Here is a 17978-nt window from a genome sequence, read left to right on the forward strand (position 1 = left end):
CAGTCCCCTCTGGTTTGTCACTGTTGTAAATCTAAACTTAGTCCTAAATCTTTACATTGCGCGCCACAACGCGAACACCAGCAAGGTGTAAAACGCTGCCATGATGTCGTCCCACATTACGCCAAAGCCTCCCTTGAGGTGTTGGTCGAAATAGCGAATCGGTGGCGGCTTAACCATATCAAAAAAACGGAACCAGACAAAGGCCCAGCATTGGGTATTGAAGTCGGCCGGTGTAATGAAGAGCAGCACCAGCCAGAACGCGATGATTTCATCCCACACCATGCTGCCGTGGTCGGGCGCGCCCAGATTGCGCCCGGTGATGGCGCAGACCCAGACCCCGAGCGCGAAGCCGAGCACTATGATGATGGCCCAGTTGGTCGGGGTGAAGAGCTCCGGCCAGCGCAAGCTCAAAACTGCAAACGACAGCCAAGCGTACAACGTGCCGGAGGTGCCTGGCATGATCGGCGACAAGCCGCTGCCGAAGCCCTGGGCGATCAGATGCGCCGGATGGGCCAGCATGAAGCGGGCAGTGGCCTTGATTGGGTGGGCGCTGTGGCTGGGTTTTGGTGTGTTCATGGGGACGTGAAATGGTCGAAAGAAGAGTACTGCAGATCGAGCGTCGCGCCGTCGGCGTCAACCAGACGCAGGCCGGTGGCCGGCTCGATGCTGCCGATGCGCGTGACGGCGGTGCCGGCAGCGTGCGCCGCAGCCAGAACCGCGGCCCGGTGCGCGGTGGCGGCGGTGAAACAGAGTTCGTAATCGTCGCCGCCGGCCAGTGCAAATTGGCGCTGTAGCGCTTGCGGCTGTCGCGTTAGTACCGGGCCCAGCGGCAGTGCATCGAGGTTGATCCGCGCGCCACAACCGGAGCGCTGCAAGATATGTCCGAGGTCGCCGCTCAAGCCGTCCGAGATATCGATGGCGGCATGGGCGATGCCGCGCAAGGCCAGTCCGAGCGCCACGCGCGGGGACGGTGCATCCATGCGCAGCGCGGCAGCGGCCTGGCTTGCGTGGTCGAGCGCGACTTCCTGCCGCAAGCCGGCCAGCGCCAGACGCGCGTCGCCCAGCGTGCCGGAGATCCAGATATCGTCGCCGGTTTGCGCGGCGTCGCGCCGTAGCGCTTGCCCGGGCGGGATTTCGCCGAAGATCGTGATGCAAATATTCAATGGCCCCCGCGTGGTATCGCCGCCGATCAGTGCGCAATCGTGGGCGTCGGCCAGCGCGAACAAGCCGTCGGCAAACCCCGCCAGCCACGCTTCGTCAGCCTGCGGCAAGGAAAACGCCAGCGTAAAGCCGAGCGGCCGAGCGCCCATCGCCGCCAGGTCGGACAGGTTCACGGCCAGGCATTTATGGCCGAGTTTCTTCGGATCGGCGTCGGGGAAAAAATGCCGTCCCTCGACCAGCATGTCGCTTGAGACCGCCAGCTCCATGCCGGGCGTCGGACGCAGCAGAGCGCAATCGTCGCCGATGCCCAAGGTAATTTGGGAACGGCTCCGATTGGGGCGGGTGAAGAAGCGAGCAATCAGGTCAAATTCGGAAATCGTGCTTTTGGGGACTGTTGATGCCATATTTTTCCGTCATGGTTCTTTTGAAAGAGCGCCGTAGGATGGGTTGCGCCCATCCTACTGCATTCGTTTTGCCTGAGTAGTGCGTGACAGCAATTAATTGCGACTTAAAAGCCCAGTCGCGCGCCTGCGCCAAACAAGGTGGCCGCGCCCAGAATGGCGAAGATGGCCGCCGCAATTCTGTGCACCAGGAGCACCGGCATCTTTTCGGCAATCCGGTTTCCCAGAAAAACTGCGGGTACGTTGGCGATCATCATGCCCAGCGTGGTGCCGGCTACGACGGTAAACAGGGCTTGATACTGCGCCGCCAGCGCGATCGTGGCGACCTGTGTCTTGTCGCCCATTTCTGCCAGGAAAAAGGCCACAAGCGTAGTGCCAAACACGCCGAAGCGGACGAATTTGGCGTCGCCTTCATCGAACTTGTCTGGAATTAAAGTCCAGATTGCCATGCCGATAAACGAGATGCCGAGCACCCAGCGCAGGGTTTGCGGCCCCATCAGTGTGGTAATCCAGGCCCCGAGCGCGCCGGCGAAGCCGTGATTGGCAAGGGTGGCTACCAATATGCCGAGCACGATGGGAACCGGTTTTTTATATTTTGCGGCGAGGATGAAGGCGAGGATTTGTGTTTTGTCGCCGACTTCGGCCAGGGCTACGATCCCGGTCGAAATGAGAAATGCTTCCAATTGATGCTCCTGGAGTAACTTTGCGGGGGTATTTTTTTTGTCCGCAGGTTATATATGCGGAAAATGGCATGTTTTTTGGCATACCCACCATGCCTTTGATATGTGGCATGGTGGGTTGGCGCTGAACGCAGCGACGCCCAACACTTTACTGCGGGCTGGATTGGCCTTTTTCTGCGCAGCGCTGTGCAATATACGCCAGCGCTTCTTCCACCTGATCGATCAGAATCAGGCATAAGTCGCCGGCTGCCAGGCTGTCCAGTGCGGTATCGATGGCGATGAATTCGCCATGCACTTCCTTTACCGACGTGGTGCGCTTTGCCTGTTTCAGACCATCGCGCAGCAGTGCCATGACTTCGCCGTCGGCACGGCCGCGCTGACACTGGTCTTCATACAGGATGGCTTCGTCGAAGGCGTCTCCGAGGATCTCGGTTTGGCGCCGAATGTCGTGGTCGCGCCGGTCGCCGGCAGCACTGATGACGACCGAGCGGCGCTGCGCCGGCATGTTCTCGATTGCGGCCACCAGCGCCGCAATCGCATCCGGATTGTGGCCGTAGTCGGCAATGATGGTGGCATCGTTAAACGAGAACAGGTTGAATCTTCCCGGCGCGCTGTGGGCGTCGTTGATGAAGGTATTCAAGCCGGCATGAATGATTTCCCAGTCGAGGCCCAAACCCCATGCTGCGCCCACCGCCGCCATCGCGTTTTCAACCTGAAAGCCGATAGCGCCTTTGTGGGTCAGCGGGATCTGTGCCAGTTCGATCCGATGCGTGTTCCGGCCCTGTGCGGCGACGATTGCGCCCTGTTCCAGATACACCACGCGCAGTCCTTGCGCGCGGTGAGTCGCAATCACCGGATGGCGGGGATTCATGGCGAAATAGGTGACCGAGCCGGGACAGCCGATTGCCATTTCGGCCACCAGCGGGTCGGCTGCGTTGAGCACCGCTACCCCGTTGGGGGCCACATTTTCGACTATCACCCGCTTGACTACAGCCAGGTCTTCCACGGTGCTGATGAAGCTCAAGCCGAGGTGGTCGCCGACACCGATATTGGTCACCACGGCGACATTGCAGCGATCGAACCCGAGCCCTTCGCGCAAAATTCCGCCGCGCGCGGTTTCGAAAACCGCGGCGTCCACATCAGGGTGCATCAATACGTTGCGCGCACTGCGCGGACCGCTGCAGTCGCCGCTGTCGATGCGCTTGTCTTCGATATAAATACCATCGGTGCTGGTCAGGCCAACCCGGTATTTGTTGGTTTTCAGGATGTGCGCAATCAATCTCGCAGTGGTGGTTTTGCCATTGGTGCCAGCCACGGCGACTACCGGAATCCGGCCATCGTCGCCCTCGCGATACATGGTGGCAATGATCGCTTCGCCGACTGGGCGGCCTTTGCCGTATGAAGGGTGCAGATGCATGCGCAAACCGGGTGCTGCATTGACTTCGACAATCCCGCCGCCTTGCTCCTGCAATGGCTTGCGCACGGTTTCGCACACCACGTCGACGCCGCAAATGTCGAGTCCGATCATCTGTGCCGCTTGCACCGCGCACGCTGCCAGCTCCGGATGGACGTTGTTGGTGACGTCGGTCGCCGTGCCGCCGGTGGAGAGGTTGGCATTGTTGCGCAGCGCCACCGGCTCGCCTTTGGGAGGAATGCTCTGGATCGTGTAGCCGTGCTTGGCTAAGGTTGCCAGAGTAATGCTGTCGACTCTGATTTTGGTCAGGGAGGTAGCGTGGCCGTCGCCGCGCAGCGGGTCAAGGTTGATGTTTTCGATCAGTTCGCCGATGCTGTGAATGCCGTCGCCGATGACTTGCGGCGGGGCGCGGCGGGCTGCGGCGATGAGTTGATTGCCGATCACCAGCAAGCGGAAATCATGGCCCGGCAGATAGCGTTCAACGATCACGTCCGAGCTGATTGCAGACGCTACGGCGAAGGCCGTCAGTACTTCTTCGCGGGTCTTGATGTTGACCGCGACGCCTTTGCCCTGGTTGCCGTCGCGCGGCTTGAGCACGACCGGGCCGCCAATTTCAAGTGCAGCTTTCCAGGCATCTTCCGGATTCGATACCGATCGGCCTTGCGGCACCGGCACTCCTGCTGCGTGCAGCAAGATTTTAGTCAGTTCCTTGTCTTGCGCAATCGCTTCGCCAATCGCGCTGGTATGGTCGGTTTCTGCGGCTTGAATGCGGTGCTGCCGGCTGCCCCAGCCGAATTGCACCATGCTGCCTTCGGTCAGGCGCCGGTACGGAATGCCGCGCACGGTTGCCGCCTGCACAATGGCGCCGGTGCTGGGCCCGAGCCGCACGTCTTCATCGAGTTCGCGCAGGCGGGCCAGCGCTTGCGCCAGATCGAACGGCGTGTCTGCAACTGCGGCGCAGCACAGATTTTGCGCCAGCTCGAAGGCAAGCCGGCCGACTGCTTCTTCGCTGTACTCGACTACCACCTGATAGGTTCCCAGGTCAATTGTTTGCAGCGAGCGGCTGAAGGTGACCGGGCATCCGGCCTGCGCCTGCAGGCCGAGCGCCGCGGCTTCCAGCGCGTGCGCCATGGAGCAGGGGGCTTTGTGGCGCACCTGATCGAGAAATTTTATTTCGGGAAAGCGTGCGCGCAGTCTGGCTTCGAAGCCGGGAATGTCGGTAATTGAACGTTCTGTGTCGAGGCAAGACACGATCGCTTCGATCGAGGTATGACGGCTCCAGAGGTTGGGGCCGCGCAATGCTCGAATACGTGATATTTCCATGAATATTTCCTTGTGTGCATTCAGCACGCTGAACGTGCATTGATGCAGCGAATAGTCTTAATGTGCGACATTCTTATTATCAAAATCGAAGGTTTGAATGCCGGCGCGGATCAGATCGTCGGCAATACCCAGCGCCCAGGCCGCAGCCACGGCGGCCTGAATGTTTTGCGTAATAAAGGGCCGCTGGGCGGGGTCCGGAAAGGATATGGTGCCGAGATCGATGACGGCGGTCTGGTTCATGCCGGTGGCCAGCACGACGTGGCCATTGTCCACAAATACGCAGCGCCTGCCCTTGGCGCGGTGCTTGGCTACGGCAGGGATGTCCCAGGAGGTGCTAAAGAAAATCACGCTGCCATCGCACAAGGCCGCCATCTCGGCTACCAGCGGATCGGCCGCATTGAGCACCGCCACCCCTTCCGGCAACACCAGGTCGACCTGGGTCCGTGCAACATTGACCATTTGTTCGGCGTTATTGATATGCAGTTCCGGCAAGCACTCCTGGGGATCGATGTTGGTCACGACGCCGACCTGGCAGCGGTCATAAGCCAGTCCCTCGGTCAGAATGGTGCGCCAGCTATTTTCAAAAACGGCGGCCTCTACCGACCGGTTCAGGAGCACCCGGTGCGCCGCCTGCCAATGGGCGCAGTCGCTTGATTCGACGGGCTTTTCGCGTAAATACAAGCCGTCGCTGCAGGCCAGCCCGACATACGCACCGTGCAGGTGCAGCAGTCGGGCGATCAGGCGCGCCACCATGGTTTTGCCCGAGCTGCCGGTCACGCCGACAATCGGAATCCGGCCGCAGCCGCAGTCGTTGCTGTTCTGCGGAGCCGGGAACAGGTGATCGACGATCGCCTGCCCAATCGGGCGGGCCGGGCCGTCGGCCGGTTTCAGGTGCATCAGCAATCCGGGGCCGGCGTTGACCTCGACAATCGCGCCGCCTTGCTCTTCCAGCGGACGGGAAATGTCGGCGGCGACCAGATCGACCCCGGCGATATCGAGTCCGATGATGCGCGCAGCCAGCGAAGCCGCAGCCGCCACTTCCGGATGGACCAGATCGGTGACGTCAAAGGCGACATTGCCATTGCGCTGGATCAGTACCGCGGCGCCGGCCGGCGGCACCGCATCAGGGCTAAAGCCCTGGCGCGACAACTCCAGCAGTACCGCAGGGTCTTCATCGACCAAGACCAGATTGAGCGGGTGATCTTCGGTGGTGCCGCGGCGCGGGTCGGTATTGATTTGATCGTCTATCAGTTGCGTGATGCTGGCTTTGCCATCGCCGATGACCGACGCGGTTTCGCCGCGCGCTGCCGCCACCACACGGCCGCCGACAACCAGCAGCCGGTGTTCGTTGCCGGCCACGAAGCGCTCGACTATGACTGCGCTGCCTTCTTCGGCTGCCAACTGGAAAGCCGCCTCGATATCGCTGCGCGTTTTCAGGTCGGTGGAGACGCCGCGGCCGTGGTTGCCGTCCAAAGGCTTGAGCACTACCGGAAGGCCGATATCTTGCGCGGCTTCCCACGCATCTTCGAAGTTTTCGACAATCCGTCCTTCGGGAATCGGCACGCCGCAGGATTGCAGCAGATTTTTGGTCAAGTCCTTGTCGCGCGATATGCTCTCGGCAATTGCGCTGGTGGCATCGGTTTCCGCAGTCCAGATGCGCCGTTGTTTAGCGCCATATCCCAGTTGCACCAGATTGCCTTCGTTGAGCCGAATCGAAGGGATGCGCCGTTCGTTTGCGGCCTCGACGATGCAGGCGGTGCTAGGGCCCATAGCTACTGACTCGCGTATCTCATGCAGCTCTGCAATGGCCGCGGCAACATCGAACGGTTGATCTTCGATTGCCGCCATGACCAGATCGCGCGCCGCCACCAGCGCGGCCCGGCTGACTTGCTCGTGTCTGGCGCGCACTGCGATCTTGTAGACGCCGCGCTGCCCGGTCTGGCGGGCTTTGCCGAAACCGCTTTGCATGCCGGCCAGGTTTTGCAACTCGATCATCACGTGTTCCATGATGTGCGCCGGCCAGGTGCCGTCGCGCAGGCGTTCCAAAAAGCCGCCGCGCTTGCCGATCCCGCAGCGATGCTCAATGAGTCCCGGCAGCCATGCTGTCAGGCGCTCGTAAAAGCCGGGAATGGTATTGGAGGGTGCATCTTCCAGGTCATTGATATCGACCCAGGCTTCCAGGACTGGACGATAAGTCCAGATGTTCGGCCCGCGCAAAGACAACACATTGATGATGTCGATAGTTTTTTTATTCATATGAATAGTGAGGCGGTTAGATGAAAAGCAAAAAATGTATACGTACAAAGTAACTTTAACGCGCCTGACGAAATTTGGTTTGGATTAGAGGAGGGAAATTGTGTGCGGATGTGAAATACTAGCAAATAACTGCAATGCCTTTGGATATACTTGGCGCAAAATAGCGATTAAACCTAAGTTAAAAGATAATTTCAAGATAGTTTCAAGTTAATTTCAAGATAGTTTCCGCTCATAAACCCATTTACCGCACGCCCCCTGCCGCTTTAATGAAAACTGCCTCGCCAATATTGTTATCTAAAAAGTATGAAATGCCTGCCGCCTGGCATCACGACTTACATTCTCAACTGGTCAAAAATGAAACTGTGCTGGCGCATTGCGAGATTGATCTCGATGCGCAGTTGCACTTTGTGCCGGGCATCGTGGTTGTCAGCAACTTCAGGTTGCTTTTCAAAACCCGTGACGATGCCGTCTGGCAACAGTGGTCGTATCGACCGGATCTGATTCTGGTGCATCAGGATCATGCCGGCGTGGGCAGCCTCGAACTGCACGATGCCAGCGCCCGCCTGGCTTGCTGGCGCTATACGTTGAGCCATAACCCGGACGCGTTGCGCCTGATGGTCCAGTTCGAGCAGCAATGCCATGCTGCCGTATCGGGCCAACCGGTGGCCGAGCCCGACGAAACCGTGTGCCCGAGCTGCAACGCGATTCTGGAGCCTGGGCAGGAAGAATGCCCGACCTGCACTCCGGACGCCGCCACTGCACCGTCGACCTGGACGCTGTTCCGGCTGTGGCGTTTTGCCCGGCCCTACAACGGCCAATTGCTGCTGGGATTCATCCTGACTCTGGCCGCCACCGCAGCGACTTTGGTGCCGCCCTACCTGACCATGCCGCTGATGGACAATGTGCTGATTCCGTACCAGAACGGCGCGCCGATTGATGTCAGTCTGGTGACGCTGTATCTGGGCGGCCTGTTTGGCTCGGCCTTGCTGGCCTGGCTGTTGAGCTGGGCCCGCACGTATATTCTGGCCCTGGTGAGCGAACGCATTGGCGCCGACTTGCGCACCAGCACCTATGAACATTTACTGCGGCTGTCGCTCGAATATTTCGGCGGCAAGCGCACCGGCGACCTGATGACGCGCATCGGCTCCGAGACCGACCGCATCTGCGTGTTCCTGTCGCTGCATCTGCTGGACTTCGCCACCGATGTGCTGATGATCGTGATGACGGCGGCAATCCTGATTTCGATCAATCCCTGGCTGGCGCTGGTGACGCTGGTGCCGTTGCCGTTCATTGCCTGGATGATCCATGTGGTGCGCAACAAATTGCGCTATGGCTTTGAAAAAATCGATCGCATCTGGTCGGAAGTCACCAATGTGCTGGCCGACACCATCCCCGGCATCCGCGTGGTCAAGGCTTTTGCCCAGGAAAAACGCGAGGCGGCGCGCTTTCGCGAAGCCAACAACCACAATCTCGCGATCAATGATCGGGTCAACAAGATCTGGTCGCTGTTTTCGCCAACCGTGGGATTTTTGACCGAAATCGGTTTGCTGATAGTGTGGGCGGTCGGCATCTGGCAAGTTTCGCACGGCATGATAACGGTCGGTGTGCTGACCGCGTTTCTGGCTTACATCAGCCGTTTTTACACCCGGCTCGACTCGATGAGCCGGATCGTTTCGGTGACGCAGAAGGCCGCAGCCGGCGCCAAGCGCATCTTCGATATTCTGGACCATGTATCGAGCGTGCCGGAAGCGGCCAATCCGGTCCATCTGGCGAAGATTGAGGGCCGGATCGAGATCAGGAATATCGGCTTTCGCTACGGCAACCGGGCGGTAATTCGCGACCTCGATCTGACCATCCAACCGGGCGAGATGATCGGCCTGGTCGGCCATAGCGGCTCCGGCAAGAGCACGCTGGTCAACCTGATTTGCCGTTTTTACGATGTTTCCGCCGGCGCGATCCTGATCGACGGCGTCGATATCCGTTCGCTGCCGATTTCGGAATACCGCAGCAATATCGGCCTGGTGCTGCAGGAACCGTTCCTGTTCTTTGGCACCATTGCCGAAAACGTCGCCTACGGCAAGCCGGACGCCAGCCGCGAGCAGATCATTGCCGCCGCCCGCGCCGCCAACGCGCATGAATTCATCCTGCGCCTGCCGCATGGCTACGATTCGATGGTCGGCGAGCGCGGCCAGACCTTGTCCGGCGGCGAGCGGCAGCGGATCTCGATTGCGCGCGCGCTGCTGATCGATCCGCATATCCTGATCATGGATGAAGCCACCTCGTCGGTCGACACCACCACCGAGCGCGAGATTCAAAAGGCGCTGGATAACCTGGTGCGCGGCCGCACCACAATCGCGATTGCGCATCGGCTTTCTACGTTGCGCCAGGCCGACCGGTTGGTGGTGATGGATCGCGGCCAGATCGTCGAGGTCGGCAAGCACGATGACTTGCTGGCGCGCGAAGGCGCTTACTATCGGCTGTATCAGGCCCAGGCGCGTCAGGCCGAGCAGGATAGGCTGGAGCAAGGCGTGGAGCACAGCGCGGAACTTGATGAAAGTGTTGCATGAGTGATTTGAACGGTTTTAATGTAGAGCGCAATGCTTTCGGCAAACTGGTATTTACCGCCGCCGGGGAGACTGAGAGCCACGTCGGCGTGGTGCCGGTACGCGCATTTCCCATCGCCGCGCCAGACAGTGGAATTGCCATCGTCAGCGCCGAAGGAAGCGAATTGGCCTGGATCGACCGCTTATCCGATCTGCCCGAGGGCGTGCGGATATTGCTGGAGCAGGAGCTGGCCAGCCGCGAATTTTTACCGCAGATTCTGCAGATTCTGCGAGTGTCGGCATTCGCCACGCCCAGCACCTGGCATGTCGATACCGACCGCGGCGACACCAGCTTCGTGCTCAAGGGAGAAGAGGATATTCGCCGCGTCGGGCCAGAGGGACTCATCATTGCCGACAGCCACGGCGTTCAGTATTTGGTGCGCGACATGCAAACGCTGAACCAGGCCAGCCGCAAGTTGCTGGACCGGTTTTTGTAAAAAAGACGTGGGTAGGGCGGGCGCAACCTGCGCCAAATCTGGAAATATGTTGCAGAGTGCGCGCGTGGATTGCGCCCACAATACTTATTGTATATTGGAGTATGCCTAAAAACAGGCATATTTACGCATATATTTAAACGATTTTTAAATAATACATATGCAGGTATGCATTCCCGCACAGAAACTTGTGATGCGGGTTGCATCAAATCGCTGCCAGCAATCGATCCAGCTGGTCCCAATTCTGCGTTAAAGCCCCAAAGCCGCTGCTGCCGGCTTGACTTTCGAATATGACGGTGTGCGTTAATTCTTCCGCCGACAAGGGTTGCTGGACGCTTGCGAGTTTTTCCAGCACCGCGAGGTTGGCGTCCGACGGATCGGTGCCGAGCGCGCTGCGGTGCAGGATGCGGCGGCGCAGAGTCGCTGTATCGGCCTGGGTCGAGGCGATTGCGAACGGAACCGCCATCTGCTGCGCCAATTGCCGGAACATTGTTCGTTCTTCCTGCCGCAGGAAGGCGGCATCGACGATTACCGTATAACCGGCTTCGATCAACTGCCGCGCCATGTGCTGCAGCCGGCTATAGTTTTGGCGGGTTGCCGTGGGGCTATAAATACCTTGATCGATATCGTGATCGGCATTGCTGCGGCCGCGGTCGAGGGCTTTGATGCCAAACAGACGCTTGCGTTCGACATCGGAGCGCAACCGGATCGCATGCTGACGTTCCAGCGCTTCCTGTGACAGCGTGCTTTTGCCGGAGCCGGGCAAGCCGTGGCTGATGATCAGCGCCGGTTGGCGGGTGCGCAGCAGCGTGCTTGCCAGATTCAGGTAGCTGCGTCCGCTAGCCAGCGCTTCTGCTGCGTCGGCCTGCGATATTCCGGGCTGGCTGATGCGAATCGCGCTTATTTTGGCGCGCACCGTGGCCCGGCCCGCCAAATAGAAGCGCAGCAACGCCACGCCGGCGTAGTCGCCGCTGATTTCCAGATAAGCATTGAGCAGGCGAAAGGCGAGTCCGCTTTGTTGATGGTGCATCAAGTCCATCATCGGGAAAGCGAGTTCGTTGATGACGTCGATCCAGCGCAAGCCGGGATCGAATTCGAGACAATCGAACGGCACCGGTTGATCGTCGATCAGCACGATATTGCCCAGATGCAGATCGCCGTGGCATTCGCGCACGAAACCGTCGCGGCGGCGTTGTTCGAAGATCGGCTGGCAGGCAGCAAATTCCGCTTCCGTAGCGTGCCGCAAATCCTGCAAATTTTGCTGGTCTTCAGCGCTATTCAACAGCGCATCGAGTTGTTCGAAATTCTGCTGGCTGACGGCAAGAATGGCTTCAGCAGTGCCGAACTCGCTGGCCGGGTTGGCCGACTGCAGGTCGGCGTGAAAGCGCGCCAGGATGGCGGCCAAGCGGTCGATATGTGCGGCGCGCAACTGGCCGGCGGCCAGCGTCGTATCCATTTTGCCGGAACCATCGAAACGGCGCATCCTGACCGCATATTCAAGCGCCGGCAAATGACCCAGCAGCGGCGCATTGACGCTGCCGCCGATAGGAATCACATCGATATAAATATCCGGCGCCAGCCGCCGGTTGAGCCGGATTTCTTCTGCGCAAGAGAATTCCCGCCCGGCCAGCGTGCTGAAGTCGAGAAAGCCCAGATCGAGCGCCTTCTTGATCTTGTAAGCAGTGTCTGCACTCAGCAAAATCCATGAAATATGGGTTTCGATCAGCTCCATGCGCTGCCGCTGCAGCGCATGGATAAGTTGCAATTGTTGTTGCAACTGCTGCTGCAGGGCGGCCGGCGGGGTGGCGTGCAGCTTATTTGGCATCGCGCATTTCCCGGAAGGTTTTATGACGCTTGCTAATGCGAAGCAAGGTGTTTCATGCCGCCGGCCGCAGCGCTATTGAGCGGCCGCGCCGGCACTTGCAGTTCGATGGTCTGGCGTTTCTTGTCCTTGCCTTCGAATACCAGCGTCACCGGCACCATGTCGCCATCCTTGATTTGCTGTTTCAGGTTGATCAGCATGATGTGATAGCCGCCTGGCTTCAGGTCGACAGCTTTGCCGGCCGGCAAATCCACGCCGGGAACGGCGCGCATCTTCATGATGTTGTTTTCCATCGACATTTGATGCACTTCGACCACGCTGGCAGCCGGCGAGCGCACTTCGACTAAGCGTGCATCCTGTTTGGCGGTCAGTTGCATGAAAGCGCCGGTGGCTTTTTGCTGCTGGACGGTGGCGCGCACCCAAGGGTCTTTAACTTCGACCTGGGCTAAAGCGGCAGTGGTGGAGAGTGCGAGCAGAGAGGCAAGAATTACATTTTTCATGGATTTCCTTTAATTTTTAATCGGGCGTGGATGCCGACGCGCAGTACAACCGAAGTGCATTATTTGGCGCGCAGCGCCACGTTCAGATGATCGACGATCTCGGCCCAGTCGGCGTCTTCCAGAATCTCTTCACGTAAAAATGCGGCTTGGGCCGGGGTCCAAAACGGCGCATCGGCCAGTGCAACATCAGCCGCTAGCGGCGCATGGGTGGCGATGAAGCGGTCGATTGCCTCGATTTCTGCGGGCAAGCCCAATTGCTTGAACAATTCTGCTAGCGGATGTACGGGTTGTTCCATGACGGTCTCCTGGTGAGTTTTCAATGCGTTTCAAATGCGTTTTCAATGTGCGCTGCGGCGCTTGAGTTGGGTTTTCAGCGCCGCGATTTCATCCAGTAGATTCAGCGCCAGCGCGGCTCCGGCCGGATTGATTTCGAGGTCGCGGGTGAGCCGCACAGCCAATCGCGCGCGCTGCAGCGCGGCACCGCCAAAGCGCCAGTCTTGCGGCTGCAACTGTGAACTGCGCGGCTCCAGCATGCCTTCCAGCACCCAGATCGTGATCTGTTCCTGTGGCGCATCGCACGCCTGGCACAGCTCAATTAAGGTCAGTTCGATTTCTTCCTCGACCACCTGACCTTGAAGATAGCTTGTAGTTGTTTGGTTCATCAGATTGTCTCCAAATCATCCCAGCAGATGGGCGCGCGGGTTGAAGTCGAAGGCTTGCGCCATCGCGCGGTAGGCTTCCTTGGCGCGCTCGTCGTTGGCGGGCGGCAGCGCGATCACCAGCACCGCGTACAGATTGCCGGCCGGGTTGCCTGGAATGCCCTGGCCTTTCAGGCGCAGCTTGCGCCCGGCGCTGGAGCCGGGCGGGATGGTCAGATGCACCGAGCCTTCGGGCGTCGGTGCGGTGACGCTGCCGCCGAGCGCGGCTTCCCACGGCGCCAGCGGCAAATCGAAATAGACATCGCGCCCATCGACCCGATAATGCGGGTGCGCACGGAAGACGATTTCCAGATACAAGTCGCCGGCCGGCCCCTGGCCCAGCCCCGGCCCGCCTTGACCGGAGAGGCGCAAATGCTGGCCCTCGCGAATTCCTTTCGGGATGGTGATGTCGAGCGTGCGGTCCTGGGTGCTGACGTGACCTTGGGCGTCCATGGTCGGCAGGCGCAGCGAGATGCTGCGCTGCGCTCCGTGGTAAGCGTCTTGCAGATCGATTTGCACCTTGGCATGATGATCCTGGCCTTGCGCTTGCCTGGCCTGCCCCGGCGCATGGTTGGCTGCTGCTGCGGCTCCGGCCCTGCGGCCGAACAGCGCTTCGAAAAAGTCGCTGTAATCGGCACCGTCGCCGGTCCCGCTCCCAGTATCGCGGCCACTGAATTCGAAACCGGCATCCCAGTTCGGCGGCGGCTGGAATTCCTGCCCGTTCTGATGCTGGCTGCCGACCTGGTCGTAGGCGGCGCGCGTTTCCGGGTCTTTGAGCACCTTGTACGCTTCGCCCATTTCCTTGAAGCGTGCTTCCGCTCCCGGTTCCTTGCTGACGTCGGGATGGTATTTGCGCGCCAGTTTACGATACGCGCCCTTGATTTCATCCTGGGTGGCGGTGCGCGGCACGCCTAGGCTTTCGTAATAATCTTTGAATTTCATGGATCGATGCTTCCGCGTGCGGGGTTAAGAAAACGCAATGAGCCTTATTGAAATTAGCGCATGTTGCATGGGTACTGCTTGCGTTGCATCAATTACATCACGGCACCAAACAGTTTTCCCGCGCCAGCCGTGGCCGCCATCGCCAGCGCGCCCCAGAAAGTCACGCGCAGCGCCGCCTGGAATACCGGCGCGCCACCAGTGTAAGCACCCAGTGCGCCTAGTGCGCTCAGACACACCAGCGAGGTGCCGGCTACCAGCGGCACCAGTTGCGGCAGCGGAGCCAGCAGGGTCGTCAATAGCGGCAAGGCGGCGCCTGCGGCGAAGGTGACGGCCGAGGTCAGCGCGGCTTGCACCGGCCGCGCGCTGACGGATTCGGAAATGCCGAGTTCGTCGCGTGCATGGGCGCCCAGCGCGTCATGCTGCATCAACTGGCGCGCCACTTGCGCCGCCAGTTCACGCTTCAGCCCGCGACGTATATAAATAGCGGTCAACTCTTGCTGTTCGTGCTCCGGTTGTTCGGCCAGTTCGATCCGTTCGCGCTCCAGGTCGGCTTGCTCGGTGTCGGATTGCGAACTGACCGAAACATATTCGCCGGCCGCCATCGACATCGCTCCCGCCACCAGCCCCGCCACGCCGGCCACCAGCAGTTCGCTACGCCCGCCACTGGCCGCAGCAATGCCCACCATCAGGCTGGCGGTGGAAACGATGCCGTCGTTCGCCCCCAGCACGGCGGCGCGCAGCCAGCCGATGCGTTCGGTGCGGTGCAGTTCGGGGTGTCTGTGACGGGTCATGTTGATCTCTCTTGCAACGCGAATGCGATGGCTGGCGGTATCGGCAGCCGCAGTTAATGAGAGTGGGCGTGGCTGTGCGGCGCATTCGGCGCGGTCGGGCCGTCGCACGATGGCATCAGGGATGCCGTTGCGACTTGCAGCGTGGCATGGTCGATATCGAAGCGCTCGTGCAGTCCGGTGCTGGCCTGGCACAGGAACGCGTCGCCCGGATGCCCGGCAGACATGATCAGGTGGGCGGTGAGCGCCACCTGCGAGGTGCCCATCGCCCACACATGCAAGTCATGCACGCGGGTCACGCCGGGCAACGATTCCAGATAGGCGCGCACCTCGGGCAGAGCGATTGCTTCCGGCACGCCATCGAACAACAGGTGCAGCGATTGCCGGAACAGGCTCCAGGTGCTGACCACAATCACGGCTGCAATCAGCAGACTGGCCACCGGGTCCAGCCAGTTCCAGCCGAACCATAGCGCCAGCGCGCCGGCACCCACTACGCCGGCTGACACCAGCGTGTCGGCCGCCATGTGCAGGAATGCGCCGCGGATATTCAAGTCATTCTTGCCGCCATGCATGAACAGCAGCGCAGTCGCGCCATTCACGGCAATGCCGATTCCCGCCACCAACATGATGGTCACGCCCTGCACCGGTCCCGGCGCACCCAGTCGTCCGATCGCTTCCCACGCCAGTGAACCCATCGCCACCAGCAGCAGCAATGCATTGGCAAAGGCGGCCAGAATGGAGGCGCGTTTCCAGCCGTAGGTATGGCGCGCGTCCGGCCGCAGCCTGCCGGCCAGCGCACCGCCCCACGCCAGCACCAGCCCGGCCACGTCGGATAAATTGTGGCCGGCGTCAGCCAACAATGCCAGCGAGTTGACCTGCCAGCCATAAAAGGCTTCCAGTGCGACAAAAACGGTATTGAGCGCGATGCCAATCGCAAACGCGCGGTTGAAGCTAGCAGGCGCGTGATCGTGTCCAGCGCTCATGCGCGCGCCTCATCGATCAATCTGAAAACCTGATGCAAACCTGTCATGAGCAATACTCCGCCTGTTTTTTAATTTTAAAGAATGGAGGTGAATTCCCACGGCCTCGGCCGCGCTTGCTGCGGTTTGCGCTTGCTGGCGGTGCCGATATTGATGAAGCATACCGGATGCTCGCCGGCGGCCAGCGCAAATAATTGTTGCATATGCACCGAGCACATCGCCTGTCCGCTGGTCAGACCGGCGCCGAAACCCATTGCATTGGCCAATAGCAGCATGTTCTGCAGCGCGCAGCCAAACGACACCATACGTTCCAGCGCCGGAATATCCGGCTCGGCCGGCCCCAGTTGGGCCACCGCCAACAGCAGCAGCGGCGCACGGTGCGCTTTTTCACGCGCGCTGGCAATCTGTTCGGGCGTGGCGTCGGCATCGCGCTCGATCAGCGCTTGCGCGAACACTTCGCCCAGCAGCGCACGCTTGTCCGGCGGGATGATGACGAAGCGCCACGGATGCAACTGGCCGTGATCCGGCGCTGCGGCGGCAGCGCCCAGCAATTGTTCGAGTTGGGCCGGTGTCGGGCCGGGCGCGGCCAGCCGTTTGGGTGAAATGTTCTGGCGCGAGTGAATCAGTGCCTGCGCGACGTCGCATAACTCTTCTGCCGACACCGCTGCCGGCGCGGCAGTGCTGTGTGTCTGTGGCGCTATCGATAACTCCGACATGGATGATCCTTTCCCGGTAATCCTGCAAATCTGAAGCCCAGATTTTGCATTATCGCCCCGGCCCGCGCAATGCTCCAGCGCACAGGGTGGGGTTGCGCCGGCAGGCATTGCAATGCATGGTAAATTATTGCTTGTAAGAATGTTATCAACCGTTCAGGAGAACTTACTGTGATTAATGTGCGCTCCCATCTTTCACTTTTCCCGCAGTGCCATCGTGTCGCCAGATTGCGAGGCATCCGATGAAGCTGCCTCCGTTGAAGTTGCCAATGCGGCGTTTGCTCGTGCTGTTAATGCTGGGCGGCGCGCTGCATTCCGGGCCGATGGCGCATGCAGTCGCAACCGAAAATATTACCGACGATGCAGCGCCACCCGTGTTGCTGGCGCAAAATTTCAATGAGGCCATTGACCCCGGAGCTTACCTGGTGAGCGAAAAACTCGACGGCGTGCGGGCATTGTGGGATGGCAAAGCGCTGCACTTTCGCAGCGGTAGGACAATCCAGGCGCCGGACTGGTTTATTGCCGGTTTTCCGGCGCATCCGCTGGATGGCGAATTGTGGATGGGGCGGCGCAAATTCGACCTGTTGTCGGCTGCGGTGCGGCGCGACAGTCCGAGCGACGCCGAGTGGCGTCAAATCAGCTATCAGGTATTCGAGTGGCCGCAAGCGCCCGGCACTTTCAGCGAACGCGTAGCAGCGTTGCAGGTCAGCGTGGCGCGCGCCAATCTGCGCTGGCTGCAGCTGGTGCCGCAAGTGCGCATCGCCAATCGTCAGGCGCTGCAAGCCCGGTTGCAGCAAGTGGTGCGCGGCGGCGGTGAGGGCTTGATGCTGCACCGCGCCGATGCGCTCTGGCAAACCGGACGCACCGATGCGCTGCTGAAACTCAAACCGCAGCATGACGCCGAGGCCAAGGTCATCGCCCACCTGCCGGGAAAAGGAAAATACCAGGGCATGTGCGGCGCATTGCTGGTGGAAAGTCCCGACGGGCAGCGCTTCCGCCTAGGCAGCGGCATGAGCGATGCGCAGCGCCGCGCGCCGCCACCGGTAGGCAGCATCGTGACCTACCGCTACCGCGAACGCACGTCGAAAGGCTTGCCGCGCTTCGCCAGTTTCATGCGGGTGCGCGCGCCAGAGTAAGTCCGGCTCTTTGGGATTGGCAAAAAAAACCAGCTGAATGCTGGTTTTTTTTGCGCTCGGCCATCGTTAAGTCCAATCTGTTGTCATTCGAGCGTCATATTCCCACTGTACATTTTCGTTTGCTGCG

At 60.2% G+C, this 17978-nt stretch carries 16 protein-coding genes; 3 read left to right on the forward strand and 13 right to left on the reverse strand.

The genetic code is table 11. The features are described from left to right. Positions 1-51: 51 nt before the first annotated feature. The 5 genes from FKCLFG_RS03475 to FKCLFG_RS03495 all read right to left on the reverse strand — a co-directional run bounded on the left by FKCLFG_RS03475 (position 52) and on the right by FKCLFG_RS03495 (position 7235). Positions 52-576: a phosphatidylglycerophosphatase A family protein gene (locus FKCLFG_RS03475; RefSeq protein WP_472614841.1), complete on the reverse strand. Its 525-nt coding sequence runs from the start codon at positions 574-576 to the stop codon at positions 52-54. Continuing rightward, complete coding sequence (gene thiL / locus FKCLFG_RS03480; protein ID WP_472614842.1) at positions 573-1565, reverse strand: thiamine-phosphate kinase; 993 nt, start codon at positions 1563-1565, stop codon at positions 573-575. The genes FKCLFG_RS03475 and thiL overlap by 4 nt, the downstream gene beginning before the upstream one ends. Before the next feature lie 104 nt (positions 1566-1669). Continuing rightward, a complete protein-coding gene (locus FKCLFG_RS03485; protein WP_472614843.1) occupies positions 1670-2245 on the reverse strand; it encodes a TMEM165/GDT1 family protein in 576 nt (191 codons plus the stop codon). A gap of 145 nt (positions 2246-2390) precedes the next feature. Next, entirely contained in the window at positions 2391-4979 is a 2589-nt protein-coding gene (cphA, locus tag FKCLFG_RS03490) for a cyanophycin synthetase (RefSeq protein WP_472614844.1), read from the reverse strand. Positions 4980-5036: 57 nt separating this feature from the next. Beyond that, positions 5037-7235, reverse strand: coding sequence for a cyanophycin synthetase (locus FKCLFG_RS03495; protein ID WP_472614845.1), 2199 nt, complete (start codon positions 7233-7235; stop codon positions 5037-5039). Between the two features lie 266 nt (positions 7236-7501). Between FKCLFG_RS03495 and FKCLFG_RS03500 the strand changes: the two genes are divergently transcribed. Together FKCLFG_RS03500 and FKCLFG_RS03505 are read left to right on the forward strand one after the other, a co-directional pair. Beyond that, the gene (locus tag FKCLFG_RS03500; RefSeq protein WP_472614846.1) at positions 7502-9802 is read left to right on the forward strand and encodes a cyanophycin metabolism-associated ABC transporter; all 2301 of its coding nucleotides are present in this window, start codon (positions 7502-7504) and stop codon (positions 9800-9802) included. Next, a complete protein-coding gene (locus tag FKCLFG_RS03505) occupies positions 9799-10275 on the forward strand; it encodes a cyanophycin metabolism-associated DUF1854 family protein (protein WP_472614847.1) in 477 nt (158 codons plus the stop codon). The genes FKCLFG_RS03500 and FKCLFG_RS03505 overlap by 4 nt, the downstream gene beginning before the upstream one ends. Positions 10276-10477: 202 nt before the next feature. Here FKCLFG_RS03505 and FKCLFG_RS03510 read toward each other — a convergent pair whose 3' ends face one another. From FKCLFG_RS03510 to FKCLFG_RS03545, 8 genes are all read right to left on the reverse strand, one after another. Then, entirely contained in the window at positions 10478-12097 is a 1620-nt protein-coding gene (locus FKCLFG_RS03510; RefSeq protein WP_472614848.1) for a bifunctional aminoglycoside phosphotransferase/ATP-binding protein, read from the reverse strand. 32 nt (positions 12098-12129) lie between these two features. Then, positions 12130-12594, reverse strand: coding sequence for a copper chaperone PCu(A)C (locus FKCLFG_RS03515; protein WP_472614849.1), 465 nt, complete (start codon positions 12592-12594; stop codon positions 12130-12132). A 59-nt stretch (positions 12595-12653) separates the two neighbouring features. Next, on the reverse strand, positions 12654-12890 hold the full coding sequence (locus FKCLFG_RS03520; protein ID WP_472614850.1) for a DUF2789 domain-containing protein: 237 nt from the start codon (positions 12888-12890) through the stop codon (positions 12654-12656). Positions 12891-12932: 42 nt separating this feature from the next. After that, a complete protein-coding gene (locus FKCLFG_RS03525) occupies positions 12933-13256 on the reverse strand; it encodes a chaperone modulator CbpM (RefSeq protein ID WP_472614851.1) in 324 nt (107 codons plus the stop codon). Positions 13257-13271: 15 nt separating this feature from the next. Beyond that, positions 13272-14234, reverse strand: coding sequence for a DnaJ C-terminal domain-containing protein (locus FKCLFG_RS03530; RefSeq protein WP_472614852.1), 963 nt, complete (start codon positions 14232-14234; stop codon positions 13272-13274). Between the two features lie 92 nt (positions 14235-14326). Next, positions 14327-15025 (reverse strand): VIT1/CCC1 transporter family protein, encoded by a 699-nt coding sequence (locus FKCLFG_RS03535; RefSeq protein ID WP_472614853.1) that lies wholly within the window; start codon positions 15023-15025, stop codon positions 14327-14329. Positions 15026-15078: 53 nt separating this feature from the next. Beyond that, a complete protein-coding gene (locus FKCLFG_RS03540) occupies positions 15079-16005 on the reverse strand; it encodes a cation diffusion facilitator family transporter (protein ID WP_472614854.1) in 927 nt (308 codons plus the stop codon). A gap of 74 nt (positions 16006-16079) precedes the next feature. Next, positions 16080-16718, reverse strand: a complete 639-nt coding sequence (locus tag FKCLFG_RS03545) for a nitroreductase family protein (RefSeq protein WP_472614855.1) — start codon at positions 16716-16718, stop codon at positions 16080-16082. Between the two features lie 266 nt (positions 16719-16984). On the opposite strand from FKCLFG_RS03545, the gene FKCLFG_RS03550 reads away from it, so the two are divergent. Beyond that, on the forward strand, positions 16985-17851 hold the full coding sequence (locus FKCLFG_RS03550) for a DNA ligase (protein WP_472614856.1): 867 nt from the start codon (positions 16985-16987) through the stop codon (positions 17849-17851). The last annotated feature ends 127 nt before the right edge of the window (positions 17852-17978 follow it).

The organism is Gelidimonas denitrificans (assembly GCF_055694065.1).